This is a genomic window from Streptomyces sp. NPDC047130 (genome assembly GCF_040643475.1).
Classification (GTDB): domain Bacteria; phylum Actinomycetota; class Actinomycetes; order Streptomycetales; family Streptomycetaceae; genus Streptomyces.
Genome location: NZ_JBEYUK010000006.1, coordinates 197,654 through 219,922, shown reverse-complemented (window position 1 = coordinate 219,922; position 22,269 = coordinate 197,654). Strand labels below are relative to the sequence as shown.

General features: G+C 72.8%; 23 protein-coding genes. 14 read left to right on the top strand and 9 right to left on the bottom strand.

The window, feature by feature from the left end; all coding sequences use genetic code 11:
* Positions 1-190: 190 nt before the first annotated feature.
* The 5 genes from ABZ836_RS11520 (at position 191) to ABZ836_RS11500 (ending at position 5,216) form a co-directional block, all read left to right on the top strand.
* Positions 191-1,597: a family 2B encapsulin nanocompartment shell protein gene (locus tag ABZ836_RS11520; RefSeq protein WP_356130481.1), complete on the top strand. Its 1,407-nt coding sequence runs from the start codon at positions 191-193 to the stop codon at positions 1,595-1,597.
* A 95-nt stretch (positions 1,598-1,692) separates the two neighbouring features.
* Complete coding sequence (locus ABZ836_RS11515) at positions 1,693-2,850, top strand: family 2 encapsulin nanocompartment cargo protein polyprenyl transferase (protein ID WP_356130482.1); 1,158 nt, start codon at positions 1,693-1,695, stop codon at positions 2,848-2,850.
* Between the two features lie 128 nt (positions 2,851-2,978).
* Positions 2,979-3,206 (top strand): hypothetical protein, encoded by a 228-nt coding sequence (locus ABZ836_RS11510; RefSeq protein ID WP_356130484.1) that lies wholly within the window; start codon positions 2,979-2,981, stop codon positions 3,204-3,206.
* Between the two features lie 361 nt (positions 3,207-3,567).
* Positions 3,568-3,981, top strand: coding sequence for an anti-sigma regulatory factor (locus tag ABZ836_RS11505; RefSeq protein ID WP_151771326.1), 414 nt, complete (start codon positions 3,568-3,570; stop codon positions 3,979-3,981).
* A complete protein-coding gene (locus ABZ836_RS11500; protein WP_361141418.1) occupies positions 3,978-5,216 on the top strand; it encodes an RNA polymerase sigma factor SigF in 1,239 nt (412 codons plus the stop codon). The genes ABZ836_RS11505 and ABZ836_RS11500 overlap by 4 nt, the downstream gene beginning before the upstream one ends.
* Positions 5,217-5,361: 145 nt before the next feature.
* Here the strand turns inward: ABZ836_RS11500 and ABZ836_RS11495 are convergent, their stop codons facing one another.
* Positions 5,362-5,817, bottom strand: a complete 456-nt coding sequence (locus ABZ836_RS11495) for a hypothetical protein (protein ID WP_356130488.1) — start codon at positions 5,815-5,817, stop codon at positions 5,362-5,364.
* 93 nt (positions 5,818-5,910) lie between these two features.
* On the opposite strand from ABZ836_RS11495, the gene ABZ836_RS11490 reads away from it, so the two are divergent.
* Positions 5,911-6,879, top strand: coding sequence for a diacylglycerol kinase family protein (locus ABZ836_RS11490; protein ID WP_356130490.1), 969 nt, complete (start codon positions 5,911-5,913; stop codon positions 6,877-6,879).
* A 319-nt stretch (positions 6,880-7,198) separates the two neighbouring features.
* Positions 7,199-7,456: a WhiB family transcriptional regulator gene (locus tag ABZ836_RS11485; RefSeq protein WP_108954435.1), complete on the top strand. Its 258-nt coding sequence runs from the start codon at positions 7,199-7,201 to the stop codon at positions 7,454-7,456.
* Between the two features lie 174 nt (positions 7,457-7,630).
* On the opposite strand, the gene ABZ836_RS11480 is transcribed toward ABZ836_RS11485, so the two are convergent.
* A complete protein-coding gene (locus ABZ836_RS11480) occupies positions 7,631-9,109 on the bottom strand; it encodes a PAS domain-containing sensor histidine kinase (protein ID WP_356130492.1) in 1,479 nt (492 codons plus the stop codon).
* A gap of 440 nt (positions 9,110-9,549) precedes the next feature.
* On the opposite strand from ABZ836_RS11480, the gene nagB reads away from it, so the two are divergent.
* Positions 9,550-10,335 (top strand): glucosamine-6-phosphate deaminase, encoded by a 786-nt coding sequence (nagB, locus tag ABZ836_RS11475; RefSeq protein ID WP_361141415.1) that lies wholly within the window; start codon positions 9,550-9,552, stop codon positions 10,333-10,335.
* 92 nt (positions 10,336-10,427) lie between these two features.
* Here the strand turns inward: nagB and sodN are convergent, their stop codons facing one another.
* The gene (gene sodN, locus ABZ836_RS11470) at positions 10,428-10,823 is read right to left on the bottom strand and encodes a superoxide dismutase, Ni (protein ID WP_151771321.1); all 396 of its coding nucleotides are present in this window, start codon (positions 10,821-10,823) and stop codon (positions 10,428-10,430) included.
* A 144-nt stretch (positions 10,824-10,967) separates the two neighbouring features.
* Here sodN and sodX point away from each other — a divergent pair, with 144 nt between their 5' ends.
* Complete coding sequence (gene sodX / locus ABZ836_RS11465; RefSeq protein WP_361141413.1) at positions 10,968-11,417, top strand: nickel-type superoxide dismutase maturation protease; 450 nt, start codon at positions 10,968-10,970, stop codon at positions 11,415-11,417.
* On the opposite strand, the gene ABZ836_RS11460 is transcribed toward sodX, so the two are convergent.
* The 4 genes from ABZ836_RS11460 to ABZ836_RS11445 all read right to left on the bottom strand — a co-directional run bounded on the left by ABZ836_RS11460 (position 11,321) and on the right by ABZ836_RS11445 (position 14,871).
* Complete coding sequence (locus ABZ836_RS11460; RefSeq protein ID WP_356130498.1) at positions 11,321-11,950, bottom strand: CGNR zinc finger domain-containing protein; 630 nt, start codon at positions 11,948-11,950, stop codon at positions 11,321-11,323. The two genes, sodX and ABZ836_RS11460, sit on opposite strands and share 97 nt — an antisense overlap.
* Positions 11,951-12,136: 186 nt before the next feature.
* Entirely contained in the window at positions 12,137-12,889 is a 753-nt protein-coding gene (locus tag ABZ836_RS11455) for an amino acid ABC transporter ATP-binding protein (protein WP_356130716.1), read from the bottom strand.
* Positions 12,890-12,924: 35 nt separating this feature from the next.
* A complete protein-coding gene (locus ABZ836_RS11450; protein WP_356130500.1) occupies positions 12,925-13,863 on the bottom strand; it encodes an amino acid ABC transporter permease in 939 nt (312 codons plus the stop codon).
* A 39-nt stretch (positions 13,864-13,902) separates the two neighbouring features.
* The gene (locus ABZ836_RS11445; protein WP_361141411.1) at positions 13,903-14,871 is read right to left on the bottom strand and encodes an ABC transporter substrate-binding protein; all 969 of its coding nucleotides are present in this window, start codon (positions 14,869-14,871) and stop codon (positions 13,903-13,905) included.
* Positions 14,872-15,409: 538 nt separating this feature from the next.
* Here ABZ836_RS11445 and ABZ836_RS11440 point away from each other — a divergent pair.
* The 4 genes from ABZ836_RS11440 to ABZ836_RS11425 all read left to right on the top strand — a co-directional run bounded on the left by ABZ836_RS11440 (position 15,410) and on the right by ABZ836_RS11425 (position 18,751).
* Positions 15,410-16,624 carry an NADP-dependent malic enzyme gene (locus ABZ836_RS11440; protein WP_356130504.1) on the top strand — a complete coding sequence of 405 codons (1,215 nt, stop codon included), beginning with the start codon at positions 15,410-15,412 and terminating at the stop codon, positions 16,622-16,624.
* A 198-nt stretch (positions 16,625-16,822) separates the two neighbouring features.
* A complete protein-coding gene (locus tag ABZ836_RS11435; RefSeq protein WP_361141409.1) occupies positions 16,823-17,788 on the top strand; it encodes a zinc-binding dehydrogenase in 966 nt (321 codons plus the stop codon).
* Positions 17,789-17,978: 190 nt separating this feature from the next.
* A complete protein-coding gene (locus ABZ836_RS11430; RefSeq protein WP_108954990.1) occupies positions 17,979-18,188 on the top strand; it encodes an HTH domain-containing protein in 210 nt (69 codons plus the stop codon).
* A complete protein-coding gene (locus ABZ836_RS11425; protein WP_361141407.1) occupies positions 18,188-18,751 on the top strand; it encodes a Clp protease N-terminal domain-containing protein in 564 nt (187 codons plus the stop codon). The genes ABZ836_RS11430 and ABZ836_RS11425 overlap by 1 nt, the downstream gene beginning before the upstream one ends.
* Before the next feature lie 99 nt (positions 18,752-18,850).
* Here the strand turns inward: ABZ836_RS11425 and ABZ836_RS11420 are convergent, their stop codons facing one another.
* Together ABZ836_RS11420 and ABZ836_RS11415 are read right to left on the bottom strand one after the other, a co-directional pair.
* Positions 18,851-20,029: a PadR family transcriptional regulator gene (locus tag ABZ836_RS11420; RefSeq protein ID WP_361141405.1), complete on the bottom strand. Its 1,179-nt coding sequence runs from the start codon at positions 20,027-20,029 to the stop codon at positions 18,851-18,853.
* Between the two features lies 1 nt (position 20,030).
* Positions 20,031-20,909, bottom strand: coding sequence for a hypothetical protein (locus ABZ836_RS11415; protein WP_361141403.1), 879 nt, complete (start codon positions 20,907-20,909; stop codon positions 20,031-20,033).
* 339 nt (positions 20,910-21,248) lie between these two features.
* Between ABZ836_RS11415 and ABZ836_RS11410 the strand changes: the two genes are divergently transcribed.
* A complete protein-coding gene (locus tag ABZ836_RS11410) occupies positions 21,249-22,082 on the top strand; it encodes a hypothetical protein (protein WP_361141401.1) in 834 nt (277 codons plus the stop codon).
* Positions 22,083-22,269: the final 187 nt, after the last annotated feature.

Genomic DNA, 22,269 nt, shown 5'->3' with positions numbered 1-22,269 from the left:
TCCGGGAGCGTGCGGGCGTGTTCGGGGCGCATCCGGACCCGAAGGTCCAACCCTGCCCCGTCGAACGCGCGATCAGTCCCGCTCTTTCGGGTAATGGCGCGGGCACGCTCCGTCGCCGAGAGTGGACGGCGTCAGCAGGGCCCGACGCGCCGCACGGCGGCGCGGGGCACGACAGGGAGGGCAATTCTTTATGTCGGTAGGCGAAGAGGTCCGCACCGAGCAGGACCGGCCGCAGCAGAGCCTCGGCACGGCGGCCGCGCGGAACCTGGCCACCACCACCAAGACCGCTCCGCAGATGCAGGAGATCAGCTCCCGCTGGCTGCTGCGCACCCTGCCCTGGGTGAACGTGCAGGGCGGCACCTACCGGGTGAACCGCAGGCTCACCTACGCCGTGGGGGACGGCCGGATCACCTTCGTGAAGACGGGTGACCGGGTCGAGGTGATCCCGGCGGAGCTCGGTGAACTGCCCGCACTGCGCGACTTCGAGGACCTAGAGGTGCTGGGCGAACTGGCCCGGCGGTGCCGGCAGCGGGAGTTCGCGCCCGGCCAGATCATCGCCTCCTTCGGCAGCCAGGTCGACGAGGTCCACCTGCTCGCCCACGGCAAGGTCGAGAAGGTCGGCTCCGGCCCCTACGACGACGACGCCGTGCTCGGCGTGCTCGCCGACGGCTCCTACTTCGGCGACCAGTCCATCCTCGACCCCGAGGCCATCTGGGAGTTCACCCTCCGCGCCGTCACCGGCTGCACGGTCCTCACGCTGCCCCGCCGCGACCTCGAGCAGCTCGCCGAGAACTCCGAGCCGCTGCGCGAGCACCTGCGGCGGCAGCGCACCGTCCCGGCCCAGCGCACCAACCGGTACGGCGAGCGCGCCATCGACCTCGCCGCCGGCCACACCGGCGAGGTCGACCTCCCGCGCACCTTCGTCGACTACGAGGCGCGGCCCCGCGAGTACGAGCTCAGCGTCGCGCAGACGGTCCTCAGCATCCACAGCCGGGTCGCCGACCTCTACAACCAGCCGATGAACCAGACCGAGCACCAGCTCCGGCTGACCGTGGAGGCGCTCAAGGAGCGCCAGGAACACGAACTGGTCAACAACCGGGAGTTCGGGCTCCTGCACAACTGCGAGTACGACCAGCGGATCCAGCCGCACGACGGCGTCCCCGGCCCGGACGACATGGACGAACTGCTCAGCCGGCGCCGCGGCACCAAGCTGTTCCTCGCCCACCCCCGCGCCATCGCCGCCTTCGGCCGCGAGCTCAACAAGCGCGGCCTGGTCCCCGAGTCGGTCGACGTCGGCGGCCAGCGGGTGCCGACCTGGCGGGGCGTGCCCATCTACCCGTGCAACAAGATCCCGGTGACCGAGGCCCGCACCACCTCCATCATCGCCATGCGTACCGGCGAGGAGGACCAGGGCGTCGTCGGCCTGCACCAGATCGGGATCCCGGACGAGATCGAGCCGGGGCTGTCGGTGCGCTTCATGGGTATCAACGAGCAGGCGGTCATCAACTACCTGGTGACCACGTACTACTCGGCGGCGGTGCTCGTCCCCGACGCGCTCGGCGTGCTGGAGAACGTGGAGATCGGGCGATGGAGGTGAGCTGACCCGCGCCGGGCGGTGTCCCCGCCCGGCAGGGTGGGGACAGTGCGGGGGAGATCCGCGAGTGGAGTGAAGGGAGTTCCCCGAGGGGGGCCATGAGCCACGTGATGACGACACAGGCGGCGCAGGACACCGGCAGCACGCGGGACGGAAGGGGCGGAGGGGCGACGGGTCCGGAGGGCAGAGGGCGGGACCGACCGGACGAACCCGAGGCCGTGGCCCTCCTCCGCGAGGTCAAGGAGGTGGTGGAACCGGCGCTGTTCCGGGCGGTCGACCGGCTGCCCGGCCAGATCCGCCGGATCGCCCGCTACCACTTCGGCCGCGAGGACGCCCACGGCGCCCCGGCGACCGCCCCGACCGGCAAGGCGATCAGACCCGCCCTGGTCCTCACCGCCGCCGCGGCGATCCGCGGCGGCGGGCCGGGCGGCGAGGGCGTGGCCGGCGAGGCGGCCGGGGCCCTGCTCCCCGCCGCGGTCGCGGTGGAGCTCACCCACAACTTCACCCTGCTCCACGACGACGTCATGGACCGCGACACCACCCGCCGCCACCGCGCCACGGCGTGGACGGTGTTCGGGGAGAGCGCGGCGATCCTCGCCGGGGACGCCCTGCAGGCCCTGGCCACCCGGCTGCTGGCCGAGGACCCGCACCCCGCCGCCCCGGCCGCCGCGGCCCGGCTGGCCGCCTGCGTGATCGACCTCTGCGCGGGCCAGCAGGCCGACACCGCACTCGAGCGGCGCGCCCCGGGGGAGGTCACCGTCGAGGAGGTGCTGGCCATGGCGGAGGCCAAGACGGGCGTGCTGCTCGGCGCCTCCTGCGCCATCGGCGGCCTGTACGCCGGAGCGGACGAGGAACGGGTGCGGGCGCTGGACGCCTTCGGCCGCCAGGCCGGCCTGGCCTTCCAGCTGATCGACGACCTGATCGGCCTGTGGGGGGACCCGGAACGCACCGGGAAACCGGCCGGGGCCGACCTCGCCGCCCGCAAGAAGTCCCTCCCGGTGGCCGCCGCCCTGGCCTCCGGCACCCCCGCGGGCGCCCGGCTCGCGGAACTGTACGCCGCCGAGCACCGGCCGGGGGAGGACGTCGAGGCCATGCTGCGGGCGGTGGAGGAGGCCGGCGGTCGGGACTGGGCGCACGCGCAGGCCGCCGACCGGATGGCGCGGGCGATGCACGAGCTGTCCCGCGCCGTCCCCGACCCCGAGGCGGCGGGAGGCCTGCTCACGCTGGCCGAGTACGTCACCCGCCGCTCCTGCTGACCGGAGCGGACGGAGCGGACGGAGCGGACGGCCCACCCCCGGGTGCGGAGCGCACGTCCGCGCCCCGCGCCCGGCGGCGGAGAACGGCGGCGGGTGCGGGGCCCCGGCCCGGGATCTACCCTGGCCGTATGGACAGTGACCGACATGTCTGTCCCTCCTGCGGGCGGCCGGTGCCCCTCGTGGTCCGGCGCCACAAGATGATGGGCGCCTTCGTGCCCGTGTGGCGCCCCGGACGCTGCGAGACCCGCGGCTGCCCCGCCCAGGGCCTGACCCCCGGCGACGAGCACCTGACGGCCCCCGCCGCCGCGGTGCCGCAGGACCGGACCGCCCACCACCACCGTCGCGGACGCCGCTGATCAGAACCCCCGCGCGGCGTCCCGCGCCACCCCGCCCGGCACCCGCCGCGCGGGGCTCCGGCGCTCCCTGCGTACGGTTCCTCCGGACGTCTCCACCGGTCCGCCACCCCGTCCCCGGTACGCGGTTGACGCGTGTGACGGATGGGTACGTCAACCCGGCACAGAGTGACGACGTGCGGCTACGCACCCCCTGTACACGCTCCGTGAAGAAGTGTTCACTGGGAGTGAGTTCACGGCGAAGGGGTCACGGGGACAGGAACGTCCCGCGCGCGGTAGCGTCACCGCTGAACCATGTATCGCGTTACCTCGGAGGGGCGACCCCCGGGGACCTGAAAACGCTTGTACCACCTTGGAGGTGAGGGTGTCCCAGATCGCAGGCGAGCCCGCGACCCAGGACTTCGTGGAAGTCCGGCTGCCGGCCGCGGGTGCCTACCTGTCGGTGCTGCGGACGGCCACGGCCGGTCTCGCCGCCCGTTTGGACTTCACCCTCGACGAGATCGAGGACCTGCGCATCGCGGTGGACGAGGCCTGCGCGATCCTGCTCCAGCAGGCCGTGCCGGGCTCGGTCCTCAGCTGCGTCTTCCGGCTGGTCGACGACTCTCTCGAGGTCACGGTCTCGGCCCCGACCACGGACGGCAACGCGCCGTCCCGCGACACCTTCGCGTGGACGGTCCTGTCGGCCCTCGCGGGCAAGGTGTCGTCCGCGGTGGACGAGGACCGCACCGTGTCGATCAGCCTCTACAAACAGCGCGGCGCGGGGCCCGGGCCGACGTGAGGAACGGGGAGGGGCCGGTGCGGGACGACGAACGCGGCGCCCTCGGGGCCGCGGCGGGGGCGGCCGGACGGGCGGACGGCGGCGAGGGCATTCCCGGCCAGGCCCGCCCGCATCCGGACGAGGCGACGGAGCCGGGCCGCGGTACCGGCAGGCCCCGCACGACGGGGGACGCCGGTCATCGGGGGGCTCGGGGAAGGGCTACGGACAGGGCGATGAGCGAGCACGACCGGGACGCCGGACAGGGCGCGGAGGCCGGGCCCTTCGCCGAGCGCGGGCACGACACGGCCGACGACGCCGGCCTGCCCGTGGCCGCCGCCGTGGAGACGGCGGGCGGACACGACACGGAGCCGGACCACCACGGGCAGCCCGCCGAGCCGCCCCGCGAGCAGCCCGGCGAGCGGCTCGGGGAGCGACTCGGCGAACGGTCCTACGAGCGGTCCTACGAGCAGGGTCACCGGCTGACCCGTGAGGAACGGGCGGCGCAGGACCGCAGCGAGGCGCGGGCGCTGTTCGTGCGGCTGCGGTCGCTGGAGCCGGGCACGCCGGAGTACGGCCAGCTGCGGGACCGCCTGGTCCGCATGCACCTGCCGCTGGTCGAGCACCTGGCACGCCGCTTCCGCAACCGCGGGGAACCGCTGGACGACCTCACCCAGGTCGCCACCATCGGCCTGATCAAGTCCGTGGACCGGTTCGACCCGGACCGCGGCGTGGAGTTCTCCACCTACGCCACGCCCACCGTGGTGGGCGAGATCAAGCGGCACTTCCGCGACAAGGGCTGGGCGGTACGGGTGCCGCGGCGCCTGCAGGAGCTGCGGCTGTCGCTGACCACGGCCACCGCGGAGCTCTCCCAGACGCACGGCCGCTCGCCGACCGTGCACGAACTCGCCGAGCGGCTGGGGATCTCCGAGGAGGAGGTCCTGGAAGGGCTGGAGTCTGCCAACGCCTACTCGACGCTCTCCCTGGACGTGCCCGACACCGACGACGAGTCGCCGGCCGTCGCCGACACGCTGGGCGCCGAGGACGAGGCGCTGGAGGGCGTCGAGTACCGCGAGTCGCTGAAGCCGCTGCTGGAGGACCTGCCCCCGCGGGAGAAGCGCATCCTGCTCCTGCGGTTCTTCGGGAACATGACGCAGTCGCAGATCGCGCAGGAGGTGGGCATCTCGCAGATGCACGTCTCCCGGCTGCTGGCCCGCACCCTGGCCCAGCTGCGGGAGAAGCTGCTCGTCGAGGAGTGACCGGCCGGAGGCGTCGCCGGGTGCCGGCCCGGATCGCAGGCCTGGATCGCCTGTCCGGAGCGCAGGCCTGGATCGCCGGTCCGGAGCGCCACCGCCACCGCCCCGTCGGTCCGGAGCGCCACCGCCCCGCCGGGCGCCGGCTTCCCTACTCCCGGCCGGGGCCGCGCACGCCGAGCGCCTCGGCCGTCGCCGGGTGGACCAGCAGCACCAGGCCGACCACGGCGGCGACGCCCAGCAGGATGCCGGCCCAGATGGCCACGCTGGAGGCCTGCAGCAGGCTGTAGGCCACCGGCAGCGCCAGCAGCTGGGTGATCACCGCGGGCCCGCGGCTCCAGCTCCGGCGGGCCAGCAGCCCGCGCGCCGCGACCAGCGGCAGCAGTGCCAGCGCCAGCAGCGTGGCGCCTCCGGTCACCGCGGACCGGACGTCGCCCTCGCCCACGCCGGTGACGATCATCAGGGCGCCGCCCACGAGCAGGGCCACCCCCTCCAGCCCGGCGATCACCGCTGCGGCGGTGAGCCGCCCGGGCCGCGGGGTCCGGGGCTCCTCGGGGGCCCGCGGTGCGTCGGGGGACGAGGCGGTGGGTTTCTGCTGAGCGCTCACGTCGGCCAGGGTAGTCGTCCGCCCGCACGGCCCGTTCCGCCGCTCCGCCCTTTCGTATGGGCCGGGTACCGATCAGTAGGTAACCTGCACACCATGCGCGCACTCCTCGTGGTCAACCCGACGGCAACCACCACCAGCGCCCGGACGCGTGACGTCCTGATCCACGCACTGGCCAGCGAGGTGAAGCTGGAGGCCGTGACCACCGAGTACCGGGGGCACGCGCACGACCTGGCCCGCGCCGCCGCGCGGGACGAGGAGACCGACCTGGTGGTCGCCCTCGGCGGCGACGGCACCGTCAACGAGGTCGTCAACGGACTGCTGCACGACGGACCCGATCCAAAGCGCCTGCCCGGGCTCGCGGTGGTCCCCGGCGGCTCCACCAACGTCTTCGCCCGTGCCCTCGGCCTGCCCAACAACGCGGTCGAGGCCACCGGCGCCCTCCTCGACGCCCTGCGCGAAGGACGGGAACGGACCGTCGGACTCGGTTTGGCCGAGCCGGCCCCGGGTACCGGGGACGACGGCGCTCCGGTTCGCTGGTTCACCTTCTGCGCCGGTCTCGGCTTCGACGCCGGGGTCGTCGGGCGGGTGGAGCAGCAGCGGGAGCGCGGCAGGAGGTCGACGCACCCCCTGTACGTACGCCAGGTGCTCCGCCAGTTCCTGGGCGACCCGCATCGCACGCGGGGGACGATCTCCCTCCGGCGGGACGGCGAGGAACCGGTGGAGGGACTGGTGGTGTCCCTGGTTTCGAACACGGCTCCGTGGTCGTACCTCGGCAACAAGCCGCTGTACCCCTCGCCCGGCGCCTCGTTCGACAAGGGGCTGGACGTCCTGGGCCTGACCAGCATGTCCACGGCCTCGGCGATGCGCTACGGCACCCAGCTCGTGGCCTCCACGCCGGACCGGGGACCGCGCGGGAAGCACGCGAAGTCGCTGCACGATCTCGGTGCGTTCACCTTGGTTTCCAAGGTCCCCTTGCCGTTCCAGGTGGACGGTGACCACCTGGGGCTGCGGACGGGCGTGAAGTTCACAGGCGTACGCCGTGCACTGCGTGTGATTGTGTGAGTGGAACCTGCCTTAAACCTTTCACTCGAACGTATTGAGCAGGATCCACCCCATGGAAGTACGGCTGTGACCTAGCAGACACCGAAGAATCAAAAAAAACTTTCCGGAAGGGGTTGTATCCGCCGCTGAGGTTTGCGAGTCTCTACGTGGCGCTCGGGACAGCCCTTCAGACGGCGTCCCACCAGAGCCCCGAATCCCTCTCCGAGCCAAGGATGGCCACCTCCGGGAAACCGGAACACGGCCCTTCACTTGTTGGGGGTTTCGTGAAAGCGTTCACATTCACAAGCACCTGCACGTATACACAGGAGAGGTAGCAGCCATGGACTGGCGTCACCACGCCGTTTGCCGCGAAGAAGACCCCGAGCTCTTCTTCCCCATCGGCAACACCGGTCCTGCGCTGCTGCAGATCGAGGAAGCCAAGGCCGTCTGCCGCCGCTGCCCGGTGATCGAGCAGTGTCTGCAGTGGGCGCTCGAGTCCGGTCAGGACTCCGGCGTCTGGGGTGGTCTCAGCGAGGACGAGCGCCGCGCCATGAAGCGCCGCGCCGCCCGCAACCGGGCCCGTCAGGCCTCCGCCTGACAACCCGCCCCGCGAACAGCCTGAGCTTGGCGGCGCGCACAGCGTGTGCGCAACTCCCGCCCCCGAGCCGCAGCGCGCAGTAACCCGGTTCTGACCCTGGGCCCCGGACCTTCACGGTCCGGGGCCCAGGGCGTTGTCCGGGGGCGGCGGGCCCGAAGGGGCGTCACCCGCCCGTCACTTGTGCGACCTCACGGGGATGTCGAGCAGCACCCGGGTGCCGCCCTCCGGGGCGACGCGGACCATGTCGAAGGTGCCGCCGAGTTCGCCCTCCACCAGGGTCCGCACGATCTGCAGACCGAGGTTGCCGGAGCTGTGCGGGTCGAAGTCCGCGGGCAGGCCCACGCCGTCGTCGAGGACGGTCACCAGCAGCCGCTCCTCGCGGGGGGTTCCGCCGCGCACCGCGGAGACCTCCACGGTGCCGGTGTCGCCCGGGCGGAAGCCGTGCTCCAGGGCGTTCTGCAGCACCTCGGTGAGGACCATGGACAGCGGGGTGGCCACCTCGGCGTCCAGGATCCCGAAGCGCCCGCTGCGCCGGCCGGTGACGGTGCCCGGGGAGATCTCCGCGACCATGGCGAGCACCCGGTCGGCGATCTCGTCGAACTCCACGCGCTCGTCGAGGGTCTGGGAGAGCGTCTCGTGGACGATGGCGATCGAGCCGACCCGCCGCACGGCCTCCTGGAGCGCCTCGCGGCCCTGGTCGGAGTCCATCCGCCGGGCCTGGAGCCGCAGCAGCGCGGCGACCGTCTGGAGGTTGTTCTTCACCCGGTGGTGGATCTCCCGGATGGTGGCGTCCTTGGTGATCAACTCGCGCTCGCGCCGCCGCAGTTCGGTGACGTCCCGGAGCAGCACCAGGGAACCGATGCGGGTTCCCTTGGGCTTGAGCGGAATGGCCCGGAACTGGATGACGCCGTCGCTGGCCTCGATCTCGAACTCGCGCGGCGCCCAGCCGCTCGCCACCTTCGCCAGCGCCTCGTCCACCGGGCCCCGGGACGGGGCCAGTTCGGCCGTGGTCCGGCCGAGGTGGCAGCCCACCAGGTCGGCGGCCAGGCCCATCCGGTGGTACGCGGACAGGGCGTTGGGGGAGGCGTAGGTGACGATGCCGTCGGCGTCCAGGCGGATCAGGCCGTCGCCGACCCGCGGCGCGGCGTCCATGTCGACCTGCTGGTCCGGGAACGGGAACGAGCCCGCGGCGATCATCTGCGCCAGGTCGGACGCGGACTGCAGGTAGGTGAGCTCCAGCCGGCTCGGCGTGCGCACGGTGAGCAGGTTGGTGTTCCGGGCGATCACGCCCAGCACCCTGCCCTCGCGGCGGACCGGGATGGACTCCACCCGGACCGGCACCTCCTCGCGCCACTCCGGGTCGCCCTCGCGCACGATCCGTCCCTCGTCCACCGCCGCGTCCAGCAGCGGACGGCGGCCACGGGGCACGAGGTGGCCGACCATGTCGTTCTGGTACGAGGTCGGACCCGTGTTGGGGCGCATCTGGGCGACCGAGACGTACTTCGCGCCGTCCCGGGTCGGCAGCCACAGGACCAGGTCGGCGAAGGACAGGTCGGAGAGCAGCTGCCACTCCGAGACCAGCAGGTGGAGCCACTCGAGGTCGGACGCGTCGAGGTCGGTGTGCTGGCGTACCAGTTCGTTCATGGAGGGCACGACTGCGAGCGTACCCGTGCGGCCGGCGGCCGCCGCACCCACGGGCCGCGGCGCAGGAAGGGACCCTCAACCCTCCCGGCACCGCAGCCCGGAGCAGCAATCGGTCACGGGTGTGCGGCCCGGAACCGACCGGTGAGGACCGGGCGCAGTCAGGGCAGAGAGGCCCGGTTCCTCGGTCCGCCCTCCTGTGCGGGGAGGGCGGCGTCTGTGCGTCCCTGCCTCGGCACCCGCAATTGTGGACCGGCCGTTCGGCCGTGTCCATGGGTGGAGGCGTGGGCTCCCGCACTGAGCAGCCTAGCCCGCCCGGGCCGTTTGCGGGACCGGTCCGCCGTGCGACCGGAGAGCGCTCCCGCGCGCGGGCCCGGACGGTTCCGCGGGACGGCCGTTCTTGCTAGATTGGTCTACACCATAGGTCTACACCACAGGACGGTGGCCCCAGCGTGGAAGTCATCATCGTTCCCGACGCCCGGGCGGGCGGCGAGCTGATCGCCGGCACCATGGCGTCGCTGCTCCGCCGCAAGCCGGACGCGGTCATCGGCGTGGCCACCGGCTCCACCCCGCTGCCGGTGTACCAGGCGCTCGCCGCGCTGGTGCGCTCCGGCGGGGCGGACGTCTCGCGGGCGCGGATAGCGCAGCTCGACGAGTACGTGGGACTGCCGGCCGGACACCCCGAGTCGTACCGCTCGGTGGTGCGGCGCGAGGTGCTGGAGCCGCTGGGCATCGCGGAGGACGCCTTCCTCGGCCCGGACGGCACGGCGGCGGACGTCACGGCCGCCTGCGCGGACTACGAGCGGGCGCTGGCCGCGGCCGGCGGCGTGGACCTCCAGCTCCTCGGCATCGGCACGGACGGGCACATCGGCTTCAACGAGCCCTGCAGCTCGCTGGCGTCCCGGACCCGGATCAAGACGCTCACCGAGCAGACCCGCGCCGACAACGCCCGGTTCTTCGACGGCGACGTCGAACAGGTGCCGCAGCACGTGATCACCCAGGGCATCGGCACCATCCTGGACGCGCGGCACCTGGTGCTGCTGGCCACCGGCGCGGGCAAGGCGGAGGCGGTCGCGGCGGCCGTGGAGGGCCCGCTGGCGGCCGTCTGCCCGGCCTCCGCGCTCCAGCTCCACCCGCACGCCACGGTGGTCGTGGACGAGGCCGCCGCCTCCGGGCTGAAGCTGGCCGACTACTTCCGCCACACCTGGGCCCACAAGCCCTCCTGGCAGGGCCTGTAGCCCGCGGCCTTGGTCCCGCCCGGGAGGGCGACGGGAAGGGGCCCGGCTCGCGACGAGCCGGGCCCCTTCCTCGCGTCGGGCGAGCGCGAAGGTCAGGCCTTCTTGGTCTCCCAGAAGATCTTGTCGATCTCCGCGATCAGGTCCAGCGCCTTCTGGCCGGTCGCCGGGTCCTTCGACGCCTTGGCGGCCGACAGGGCCTTCAGGGCGTCGTTGACCAGCTGGTGGAGCTGCGGGTACTTCTCGAAGTGAGGCGCCTTGAAGTAGTCGCTCCACAGGACCGAGACGTGGTGCTTGGCCAGCTCGGCGCGCTGCTCCTTGATGATGGTGGCGCGCGTCTGGAAGTGCGGGTCGTCGTTGGCCTGCATCTTCTCCTGCGTGGCCTTCACCGACTCGGCCTCGATGCGGGCCTGGGCCGGGTCGTACACACCGCAGGGCAGGTCGCAGTGGGCGCTGACCTTGACGCTGCGGGCAAACAGGCGGGAAAGCATGAAGCAATCCTTCCTCGTGATCGTCTTCTCAGGTGGGACATTACTCCGTAGGCCCCGGGAAATCGCGGGTGCCCCCAGGGGCGTACGGCAAAAGTACGGGGTGGGACTGGGACTCTTGGAGGAGCCGAGCGAGGAGGTGCGGGCATGACGGAGCCGTCGCCGCATGAGGGCGGGCAGGGGAGCGGGCCGGAACGGGCCCTGCTGCCCTTCGGGCTCGCCGAGGTCACCGGGCCCTCGATGGTGCCCACGCTGCACCACGGGGACCGTCTGGTGGTGCGCTACGGGGCGCGGGTGCGGCCCGGCGACGTGGTCGTGCTGCGCCACCCGTTCCAGCAGGACCTGCTGGTGGTCAAGCGCGCGGCGCAGCGCCGGGACGGCGGCTGGTGGGTGCTGGGCGACAACGCCTTCGCGGGCGGCGACAGCACCGACTACGGGGTGGTCCCGGCGGAGCTGGTGCTGGCCCGGGTGCTGCTGCGGATGCGCCCGCGCCGCCCGGGTCAGCGTTCGCTGCCCGCGCTGCTCGGCTGGGCGTTCTCGGCGGTCCGGCCGGTGCTCGCCGACCGGTCGGCCTCCAGCCGCTTGCGGGCCCGGTAGGCGGCCACGTTGGCCCGGGTGGCGCACCGGTCGGAGCAGTAGCGGCGGGAGCGGTTGGTGGAGGTGTCCAGGTAGGCGTTGCGGCAGGGGGCGGCCTCGCACAGGCCCAGCCGGTTCACCCCGTACTCGGTGAGGTGGAAGGCCAGGCCCATGGCGGCGATCGCCGCGTAGCCGGCCGTCGCGTTGGACGGGTGGTCGGCCAGGTGCAGGTGCCACAGCGGGCGGCCGTCCTCGTCGCGGTGGTCGTGGCCGGAGATCTGCGGGCTGACCGGGAACTCCAGCAGCAGCGAGTTCAGCAGGTCGACCGCCAGCGTCTCGTCCCCGGCGTCCGCCGCCTCGAAGACCGCCCGGAGCCGTCCGCGCACCGACCGCAGCCGGGTCACGTCGGCGTCGGTCGCCCGCCGGGCCGCGGAACGGCTGCCGCCGAACAGGTCCCGGACGGCGTCCACGGACGTCAGCTCGTCCTTCCCCCGGGCCGGCTCCTCGCTGTTGACCAGGCGGACGGCGTAGTCCGAGTAGTAGGCCAGTTCCACGTGCAGTCCTAACGCAGGGCTATGAGGTCGCTGAGTCGCGTGACGGTCGGACGGTAACCGCCGGGCATGCCTACAAGGTATTACCCGGCGAGGGGTGAAGACGAAGGGGCGGCACGGGAAGTTCCCGTGCCGCCCCTCGGTCCCGCCCCGCCCCACGTGCCGGGCGGGGTCACCGTGTCCGCGCGGTCACAGCACCTTCGAGAGGAAGGACTGCGTCCGCTCGTGCTGCGGGTCGGTCAGCACCTGGCGCGGGTCGCCGGACTCCACGACCACGCCGCCGTCCATGAAGACCAGGTTGTCGCCCACCTCGCGGGCGAAGCCCATCTCGTGGGTGACGACCACCATCGTCATGCCGGACTCGGCCAGGTCCCGCATGACGTCCAGGACGTCGCCGACCAGCTCCGGGTCGAGCGCGGAGGTCGGCTCGTCGAAGAGCATCAGCTTGGGGTCCATGGCCAGCGCGCGGGCGATCGCCACCCGCTGCTGCTGGCCGCCGGAGAGCTGCGAGGGGTAGTTCCCGGCCTTGTCGCCGAGGCCCACGCGCTCCAGCAGGTGGTGCGCCCGCTCCTTGGCGGCCGCCTTGCTGACGCCCTTGACCTGGATCGGCGCCTCCATCACGTTCTCCGCCGCGGTCATGTGCGGGAAGAGGTTGAAGCGCTGGAAGACCATGCCGATGTCCCGGCGCTGGAGGGCGACCTCGCTGTCCTTCAGCTCGTAGAGCTTGTCGCCCTTCTGGCGGTAGCCGACGAGCTCGCCGTCGACGTACAGCCGGCCGGCGTTGATCTTCTCGAGGTGGTTGATGCACCGCAGGAAGGTCGACTTGCCGGATCCGGAGGGGCCGATCAGGCAGAAGACCTCGCCCTTCCTGACCTCCAGGTCGATGCCCTTGAGGACCTCGACGTGGCCGTACGACTTGTGGACGCCCTCGGCCTTGACCATGGGGTGCTCGGAGGCCCCCGTCGTGCTCCTGCCGGTCATGCGGCCGCTCCCTTCCGGCTCGACACGGAGAGGACCGTGCGCCTGAACATCTGCCACGGGGTCGGCGGAAGCTGGCGGATGGAGCCCTGCGCGTAGTGCCGTTCGATGTAGTACTGGCCGACGCTCAGGATCGAGGTCATCACCAGGTACCAGGCCGCGGCGAGGAAGTACATCTCGACCGGGGCGCCGGATATCTGTCCGATGTCCTGCGTGATGCGCCACAGCTCCGCGTACTGCACCACCGAGACCAGCGACGTGGTCTTCAGCATGTTGATGACCTCGTTGCCGGTGGGCGGCACGATCACCCGCATCGCCTGCGGGATCACGATCCGGCGGAGGGTTTTGCCGTGGCTCATGCCCAGCGCGTGCGCGGCCTCGGTCTGGCCCTCGTCCACCGAGAGCAGACCGGCCCGGCAGATCTCGGCCATGTAGGCGGCCTCGTTGAGGCCCAGGCCGAGCAGCACGGTCAGGAGCGGGGTCATGAAGTCCGACCACTCGTCCTTGTACATCGGTCCGAGGACGATGTACTCGAAGACCAGGCCGAGGTTGAACCACACCACCAGCTGCACGAGGACCGGGGTTCCGCGGAAGAACCAGATGTAGAACCAGGACACCGCCCTGGTCACCGGGTTCTTCGACAGCCGCATCACGGCGAGCAGCACACCACCGACGATGCCGATGAGCATCGAGAGCACGGTCAGCAGAAGGGTCTTGCCGACGCCCTCGAGCACCCGCTCGTCGAAGAAGTACTCCGGGATGGCCCCCCAGTTGATCCTGCCCTGGGAGAAGGCGTACACGATCGAGCCGAGGAGCCCGATCGCCACGACGGCGGAGACGTACCGTCCGTAGTGTCGGACCGGGACGGCCCTGATGGCCTCCGGGCCGGCCGGGGGAACGCCGGCCGGACCTGCCGTCTTGTCGATGTCAACAGTCACGCGACTTGCCTTTCGGGTGGCCTGTGGCCGGTGGAGCGGTCACTTGCCGCCGTTGATCACGGCCTCCGTGACAGCACCCTCGGAGGCACCCCACTTCTCCAGGATCTTCTGGTACTCGCCGTTCTCGACGATCGCGTCGAGGGCGGCCTTGAGGGCGTCGCGCAGCTTGGTGTCGTCCTTGGCGACGGCGATGCCGTACGGAGCGGCGTCGACCTGCTCGCCCACCAGCTGGAAGTCGTTGCCGCCGCCGGAGGTCTTCACCGCGTAGGCGGCGACCGGGAAGTCGGACGAGCCCGCGTCGGCGCCGCCGGCGCGCAGACGGGTCTGGGCCTGCTGGTCGTTGTCGAAGGCCTCGATGGTGATCTTCTCGCCCTTGTCGCACTTCTTCGACTCGGCCTTGGCGAGGTCCTCGGAGACGGTGCCGCGCTGGACGACGAGCTTCTTGCCGCACAGGTCGGACCAGGTCTTGATGCCCTTGTCGTCGCCCTTCTTGGTGTAGATCGACACACCGGCGGTGAAGTAGTCGACGAAGTCGACGCCCTCGCCGACCTTCTTGCCGGTGTCGGAGTCCACGCCCTCCTGGCGGTCCTTGGTGTCCGTCATCGCGGACATCGCGATGTCGTAGCGGCCGGAGCGCAGACCGGTGAGCAGGGTGTCGAAGGTGCCGTTCTCGAACTCGAACTTCACGCCGAGCTGCTTGCCCAGGGCGTCGGCGATGTCGGGGTCGATGCCGACGGTCTTGCCGGACTCGTCCTTGAACTCGACCGGCGCGTAGGCGATGTCCGAACCGACCTTCACGACGCCCTTGGACTTGACGTCCTCGGGCAGCAGGTCGGCGAGCGGCGCGGCCGCCGCCGAGGTGCCGGCGCCCTTGGACTCCTTGGCCTCGGCCTCGTTGGTCTGGTCGCCGCAGCCGGTGAGCAGCAGGGCGCCGGCGACCGCGATCGCGCCGATCGCAACGGGCCTGCGCGGCGCGACGGACGGACGACGGGTGGAGCGTGCGGTCATGGTGGGATCCTCCGGCGGATGGGTGGAGCAGACTGCGAGGACTGCCGCAGCGGCACACGGCCTTGGGTGTCGCGCGTGGGCAATGCCCGCATCTTGCCATTCGGACTCACCCGTTCGAGTGATCGTCCAGGTCAAAATCGCATAACGGACACCCCGTAAACCCCAAGAACCCCTCCCGGTGCGGCGGCACTTCTCCGGTCATTTCCGATACGGGCCGAAAATTCTGTGGCCCGTCTCGGATTGTGGACAGCGGGTACGGGTGGGTCCGGGTGGCCGGGACCGGAGTGCGTCGACTTGTCCACCTTTCCGGGCATGAGTCATGTCACTGGCGTGTGAGCTTCCCGGTATGGACTCGTCCTGGCGATCGTCGTCCGGTAAGAAAGTTCTTTACACCCCACATCGGGGGCTCAGGGCGCGTGTGCGGCGCGCCCGTCGCGCACGGCCGGTCATGGCATCCCTCCATGGCCGTGTGCGGTGCCCGCCCGCTCCTCACCCGGAGCGGTCACCCTCAACCAAAAAGCCTTAAGGGGTACGACACGTGTCAGCGGAGATCGTCAATCCTCCCAGCTACCAGACCACCGACGGCCCGGACGGCCTGGACTCCATCGACCCGGCGTTCGCCCTGCACCGCGGCGGCAAGATGGCCGTGCAGGCCACCGTGCCGGTGCGGGACAAGGACGACCTGTCCCTCGCCTACACCCCGGGCGTGGCCCGGGTGTGCAGCGCCATCGCCGAGCAGCCCGAGCTGGTCAACGACTACACCTGGAAGTCCTCCGTCGTCGCCGTGGTGACCGACGGCACCGCCGTCCTGGGCCTCGGCGACATCGGCCCGGAGGCATCCCTCCCCGTGATGGAGGGCAAGGCCATCCTGTTCAAGCAGTTCGGCGGCGTGGACGCGGTCCCGATCGCGCTGGACTGCACCGGCGTCGACGAGATCGTCGAGACCGTCGCCCGGCTCGCGCCGTCCTTCGGCGGCATCAACCTCGAGGACATCTCGGCGCCCCGCTGCTTCGAGATCGAGGACCGGCTCCGCGAGCGCCTCGACATCCCGGTCTTCCACGACGACCAGCACGGCACGGCCATCGTCACCCTGGCCGCCCTGCGCAACGCGGCCCGGCTCACCGGCCGGACCCTCGGCCAGCTGCGCGCGGTGATCTCCGGCGCGGGCGCGGCGGGCATCGCCATCGCGAAGATGCTGCTGGAGGCCGGGATCGGCGACGTGGCGGTCGCCGACCGCAAGGGCGTCGTCTCCAGCGACCGGTCCGACCTCACCCCGGTCAAGGCGGCCATCGCGGCGATGACCAACAAGTCGCAGATCAGCGGCTCGCTGGAGGAGGCGCTGGCGGGCGCCGACGTCTTCATCGGCGTCTCGGGCGGCACCGTTCCGGAGTCGGCCGTGGCGTCCATGGCCGACAACGCCTTCGTCTTCGCGATGGCCAACCCGGACCCTGAGGTCCACCCCGAGATCGCGCACCGGCACGCGGCCGTGGTGGCGACGGGGCGGTCCGACTTCCCGAACCAGATCAACAACGTGCTGGCCTTCCCCGGCATCTTCGCCGGGGCGCTCCAGGTGCGGGCCTCGCGGATCACCGAGGGCATGAAGCTGGCCGCCGCCGAGGCGCTGGCGGCCGTGGTCGGCGACGACCTCGCGCCCGACTACGTGATCCCCTCGCCGTTCGACGAGCGGGTCGCCCCGGCGGTCACCGCGGCCGTGGCGGCGGCCGCGCGGGCGGAGGGCGTGGCGCGCATCTGACGCCCGCGTCTCCTGACGCGCGTCCCCGGCGCCTGCTCGGGCCTGTCCGGGCCTGTCCGCGGCCCCCGGCGACCTGCATGGCGCCGGGGGCCGCGGCGTGCCCGCCGGGGGCCGTGGGACGCCTCACGCGCGACGTGACGGCCACGTCACAGCGCCGGACGGTTCCCCGGGGCCCCTCGGCGACCTAGGGTCAAGGTCATGTTCGCTGCCTATGCCGCACGTATCGATCGTGATCAGCCGCTGAACGGACTCGAGTTGGGGGAGCGCCCGGCGCCCGAGGCGCGCCCCGGCTGGACCACCGTCAACGTGAAGGCCGCCTCGCTCAACCACCACGACCTGTGGTCCCTCAAGGGCGTCGGCCTCGCGGAGGACAAGCTGCCGATGATCCTCGGCTGCGACGCCGCGGGCGTCGACGAGGACGGCAACGAGGTCGTCCTGCACTCCGTCATCGGGCAGACCGGCCACGGGGTCGGCCCCCGCGAGCCCCGCTCCATCCTCACCGAGCGGTACCAGGGCACCTTCGCCGAGCAGGTCTCCGTGCCCACCTGGAACGTGCTGCCCAAGCCGAAGGAGCTCTCCTTCGAGGAGGCCGCCTGCCTCCCCACCGCCTGGCTCACCGCCTACCGCATGCTCTTCACCAACGCGGGCGTCCGCCCCGGCGACTCGGTGCTCGTCCAGGGGGCCGGCGGCGGCGTGGCCACCGCCGCGATCGTCCTCGGCAAGGCCGCCGGGCTCCGGGTGTTCGCCACCAGCCGGGACGAGGCCAAGCGCAAGCGGGCCCTGGAGCTCGGCGCGGTGGAGGCCGTGGAAAGCGGCGCCCGGCTGCCGCAGCGGGTCGACGCCGTCATCGAGACCGTCGGCGCGGCCACCTGGTCCCACTCGGTGAAGTCGCTGCGGCCCGGCGGCACCCTGGTCATCTCGGGCGCCACCAGCGGTGACGCGCCGTCCAAGGCGGAGCTGACCCGGATCTTCTTCCTGGAGCTGAAGGTCGTCGGCTCCACCATGGGCACCAAGGACGAGCTGGAGGACCTGCTCTCCTTCTGCGCCGCCACCGGCGTACGGCCCGTCATCGACGGGACGCTGCCGCTGGACCGGGCCCGTGAGGGCTTCGAGCGGATGGCCTCCGGAGACCTCTTCGGGAAGATCGTCCTCAGCCACTCCTGACGCGCGAGCGTCCGCAGACCTCCGGCACCTGTCCGCAACGGGCGGGTGCCGGAGGTTTTTCGTGCGCCGGGCAGGCCGGGCAGGCCGGGCAGGCCGGGCAGGCTGGGCGGTCCGGTGCCACCCCGCCGCCGCACCCTTGCGCGTCAACCGTGGTTGACATCCGCTGGTGGTGTCAACCATAGTTGACGGCATGACGGAAGCAACGGACCTCGCCGAGCGGGCCGGGGACCGCGATCCCCGCGTGGGACTGCGTGCGGTCACCGCGCTGCGGAAGCTGCTGGAGCAACTGGAGGCCGTCCAGGTGCGCAACGCGCGCAACCAGGGCTGGTCGTGGCAGGAGATCGCCGCCGAGCTCGGCGTGAGCAGGCAGGCCGTGCACAAGAAGTACGGGAGGCAGTGATGTTCGAGCGGTTCACGAAGGCAGCGCGGGACGTGGTCACCGGCGCCGTCGAGCACGCGGAGCGGGCCGGGGCGGAACGGGTGGACGAGGGGCACCTGCTGCTCGCCGTCCTCGACCGCACCGGCAGTCGGGGCTCCTTCGCCCTGGCGGCGCTGGGCCTCGCCGGGAAGCGGGAGGCCGTCGCCGAGTCGCTGGCCGCCGCCCGTCGGCGGGGCGGACTCACCGGAGCCGACGCCGAGGCCCTGTCGGGGCTCGGCATCGACCTCGACGAGATCGTCTCCCGCGTGGAGGCCACCCACGGCGCCGGAGCGCTCGCCGGCCGCCGCAGGGGCGCCCGGGGCCGCTTCGGTCACCGGCCCTTCACCCGAGGCGCCAAGGGCGTCCTGGAGGACTCCCTGCGGGCCGCCCTGGCCCACCGGGAGCGGCGCATCGGCGACGAGCACCTGCTGCTGGCTCTCGCGACGCGCCCGGGCATCGCCTCCGGCGTCCTCGCGGAGCACACGGTGACCCCCGAAGCCCTGGAGCGCGTGCTGTGGGGCGGGGGAGAGGCCGCCGCGAGCTGAAGACCGGGCGACGGCCACGGTGGCCGGGTGGCTCCCACCTGAGGGGTGAGGCGGGAGCCACCCCGGTCGCGCGCCGGGCCGGGCTCGCGCCGGGCTCGCTCAGGCTCGCGGGGAGGCGAGTATGGAGGCGATGCGGGCCGCCGCGGTGGCCAGGTGGTCGCGGGCCTCCGCGAGCTGGTCCGGGGTGACCCCGTGGTCGCGGGCGGCGTCCCGGACGTCGTCGCGGAAGCGGTCCAGCAGGCGCTCCAGGTCGCGGAGCGGCTCGCCCGTGCCGGCGTCGTGGGCCCACTCCGGCCGGTAGCCGACCTCCAGGCCTTCGGCCACCGGAGTGAAGACCGGGTCACCCGCGCCGACCCGGCTCCACGGGGTGTCCGAGTGGTCCGTCTTCCCGGGGGCGGGCTGTGTGTCCGTCGCCCGGTCTTCCCGGCCTTCCCGGCCTTCCCGGCCTTCCTTGCCGTTCGCGGGCGTGCTCTCCTCCGCCGTGTCGGTCCGGTCGGCGGGCTTGCCGAAGGGGCCGAACGTGCGGAAGGCGGAGAACTGGCCGAACTCCTTGGTGAGCTCGGAGAGTCCCTCGCGGAGGCCGGTGGGCCAGTCGCCGCGGGCGAAGTGGTCCTGGACCTGCTCCTGCACCCGGCGGGCGATCCGCTCCACCTGCTGCTGGGCCTCGGCGGCCTGGCGGCGGGCCCGCTCGGCCTCCTCCCGGGCCCGGCGGCTCTCGTCCTTGGCCCGGCGGGCCTGCTCCTTCCACTCGTGGCGGGCGCGGCGCATCTCCTCCTTGGCCGCCTGCCAGGCGTCCTTGTCGCCGAACGGGCCCTCGCCCAGGGGGCCGAACGCGCGGCTCTTGTCGCCGTCGGCGGTCTTGCCTCCTGCGCTCCTGCCGTTGGCGCCCTGACCGGTCCGGCCGGCGGCGGCGCGCATCTCGCGGCGCAGGTCCCCGGCGGCGGTGCGCACCTCGGTACGGATCTCGGAGGCCAGCTCCGCGACCGACTCGAGGATCTCGACCTCCAGGTCGGCCAGCTCGGCGCTGCGGTCCGCCAGTTCCTGACGGCCGGCGTCGGTGATCGAGTAGACCTTGCGGCCGCCCTCGGTGCTGTGGGTGACCAGGCCCTCGGCCTCCAGCTTGGCCAGGCGCGGGTAGACCGTGCCGGCGGAGGGGGCGTAGAGGCCCTGGAAGCGCTCCTCCAGCAGGCGGATCACCTCGTACCCGTGGCGGGGCGCCTCGTCCAGGAGCTTCAGCAGGTAGAGACGGAGGCGGCCGTGTGCGAAGACGGGAGGCATGTCAGAGCACCTTCTCGGTCGGGGTGTCGCTCTTCTCGGTGCCGGGGGTCCCGGAGTCGGGCGCCTCGGTGTCGGGGCTGGCGGGCCGGCGCAGCAGCGCGATGGAGCCGGAGACCGTGGTCGCGCGGATCCGGCCGCTGCCGGCGCCGAGCCGGCCGGTGATCCTGCGGGTGCCGGGCAGGCCGCCCACCCTCAGCTCGTCGAAGGCGTTCGCCAGGGAACCGGCGGCCGTGTCCGCGTGGACCTCGGCGTCGGCGGGCTCGGGGAGCCGGACGGCGATCTCGCCCGAGACGTTGGAGAGCTCCAGGTCGGCCGGGCCGGTGCGGCCCAGGTCGATCATCACCGAACCGGTCACCGATTCGGCGTGGACCGAGCGGCTCGAGCCCTCGACGACCGTGAGGTCGCCCCCGACCGAGCTGAAGCGCAGGTCGCCGGAGAGGGCCTGGGCCTCCACGGAGCCGGTGACCGTCGACGCCGAGACCGGGCCGGTCAGGCCGACCAGGGTGGTGTCGCCGTTCACCCCCTGCACCTCGGTGCGGCCCTTGACGCCGGAGACCGTGGTGGCGGCGTCGACCGAACCGATCCGGACGGTCGTCCCCGCCGGGACGGCCAGCGACACCACGGCGCTGCTGCGCCAGGAGTCCCGCTTCAGCAGCTTGCGGACGTTGTGCCAGGGCAGGTCGCGGTAGGCCACCGTCAGCACGCCGTCCTCGAGGGTCACCTCCAGGGGCTCGCCCTCGACCGAGGTCACCTCCAGGCGGGAGGCGGACTCGTCGGTGCCGACCACGTTGACCGCGCCGCGGACGAGGCGGACCCGCAGGGAGTGGACGGGGTCGTCGAGCGTGAGCTTGAGCGGCTTGGTCACGGACCACTCGGGCATGCGGACCTCCTGGCAGCGGGACGCGGTGTATCGCGTCTTCTGGCTAACACGATATATCGCGGTTGCGTGGAGTGGCAATGCACACGTTCGAGTGAGGTTGGGGTGGGGGAACAAAGGGGGAGGAATCGTCCGGGCCGGTCTAGCGTGGCGATCATGGCGACTGAGCGACCAGAGGGACCAGAAGAGCCGGATAGGCGGGAGGGGCCGGAACGACAACCGAGGTGGGCGAGTGGGGGTGGGGACCGAGTGGAGGGCGCGGAGGGGGCGGGCGGCACGGACCGTGCGGACGGCGTGGGCGGTGCGGCAGGCGCGCTGTTGGTCTGTCGGGCGGAACCGGGGGTGGTGGCGCCCGCGGCGCTGTTGCTGAGGGAGCCGATGCTGCTGAGCGGGGCGGGGGCGGGGTGGAGCGTGCTGGTGCCGGAGCGGGAGCCGTGGGCCCGGACGGAGGAGCCGGCCTCCGTGGGAAGGGTCGTCGGCGGGTGGGCGACGGCGCTTGCGGTGGGAGCGCCGTGGCCGGTGCTGGGGCTCTGGTGGGACGCGGCGGGCGGCGGTCTCCTGCTGGCCTCCGGGTTCCGCCGGACGGTCGGGTTCGGCTGGCGGGCCGACGGGACGCCGGTCGGGGTGGCCGGGGCGGGTGGCGGGGTCCCGCACGGGGAGGCGGTGGAGGGGGAGCCGCTGGTGCTGGCGCTGGTGGGGAGGCTGGGCCTGGACCCGGTGCTGGACGGAGAACTGCTGGAGGCCCTGCGGGCGCCGGACCCGGAGGCGGATGCGGGAGCGCGGCTGCGGGGGCTGCTGGCGGTGCTCACCCGGGTGGGGGTGGCCCTGCCGGCGGGGCTGGAGCCGGGGTTCTCCGCCGGGGCGCTGCGGGAGGCGCTCCTGGGGAGGCCGGGGACCCGGAGGGTGGAGTGGTCCGGGTGGCGGGAGGCGGTGCAGGCCGAACTCGACGTCGCGGGGGGCGGGCGGTTCGCGGAGTGGATGCCGTGGAGCGGCGGGCCGCGGGCGGTGGGGCTGGCGGCGGCACAGATCGCGGTGGGGGCGCCGGTTCTCGCGCGTGGGGTGCGGGCGCGGGCGGGGAGGGGACGGGGCGCGGCGGTCGCGGTGGGGGCGTTGCTGGTGGCGCACGGGGTGGTGGGGGTCGGGTACGGCGTGATGCGGCGGGGGCGGGGCGGCTGAGCCGCACGGGGCGTGACGTGTCACCCCGCCCCGGGGCGAGGGCGCGCGTGCGTGCGGGTGCGCTGCCGCCACGGCGGGTGGTGTGCGGGGCCGTGCCTGCGGGGGCGCGGTGTCAGGGGCCGGGCGGTGCCACGGCGGGGGCGCGCGTGCGGGCGGTGCCCTCGGCTTGGATCTCGTGGTGCGAGCT

Bases quoted from the DNA above. Each gene is read 5' to 3' on its own strand.
- ABZ836_RS11445 (WP_361141411.1), bottom strand. From the start codon at position 14,871: ATGACCGCACGCTCCACCCGTCGTCCGTCCGTCGCGCCGCGCAGGCCC.
- sodX (WP_361141413.1), top strand. From the start codon at position 10,968: ATGACGGAGCCGTCGCCGCATGAGGGCGGGCAGGGGAGCGGGCCGGAA.
- ABZ836_RS11490 (WP_356130490.1), top strand. From the start codon at position 5,911: ATGCGCGCACTCCTCGTGGTCAACCCGACGGCAACCACCACCAGCGCC.
- ABZ836_RS11510 (WP_356130484.1), top strand. From the start codon at position 2,979: ATGGACAGTGACCGACATGTCTGTCCCTCCTGCGGGCGGCCGGTGCCC.
- ABZ836_RS11430 (WP_108954990.1), top strand. From the start codon at position 17,979: ATGACGGAAGCAACGGACCTCGCCGAGCGGGCCGGGGACCGCGATCCC.
- ABZ836_RS11485 (WP_108954435.1), top strand. From the start codon at position 7,199: ATGGACTGGCGTCACCACGCCGTTTGCCGCGAAGAAGACCCCGAGCTC.
- ABZ836_RS11420 (WP_361141405.1), bottom strand. From the start codon at position 20,029: ATGCCTCCCGTCTTCGCACACGGCCGCCTCCGTCTCTACCTGCTGAAG.
- ABZ836_RS11455 (WP_356130716.1), bottom strand. From the start codon at position 12,889: ATGGTCAAGGCCGAGGGCGTCCACAAGTCGTACGGCCACGTCGAGGTC.
- ABZ836_RS11520 (WP_356130481.1), top strand. From the start codon at position 191: ATGTCGGTAGGCGAAGAGGTCCGCACCGAGCAGGACCGGCCGCAGCAG.
- ABZ836_RS11435 (WP_361141409.1), top strand. From the start codon at position 16,823: ATGTTCGCTGCCTATGCCGCACGTATCGATCGTGATCAGCCGCTGAAC.
- sodN (WP_151771321.1), bottom strand. From the start codon at position 10,823: ATGCTTTCCCGCCTGTTTGCCCGCAGCGTCAAGGTCAGCGCCCACTGC.
- ABZ836_RS11415 (WP_361141403.1), bottom strand. From the start codon at position 20,909: ATGCCCGAGTGGTCCGTGACCAAGCCGCTCAAGCTCACGCTCGACGAC.
- ABZ836_RS11425 (WP_361141407.1), top strand. From the start codon at position 18,188: ATGTTCGAGCGGTTCACGAAGGCAGCGCGGGACGTGGTCACCGGCGCC.
- ABZ836_RS11515 (WP_356130482.1), top strand. From the start codon at position 1,693: ATGAGCCACGTGATGACGACACAGGCGGCGCAGGACACCGGCAGCACG.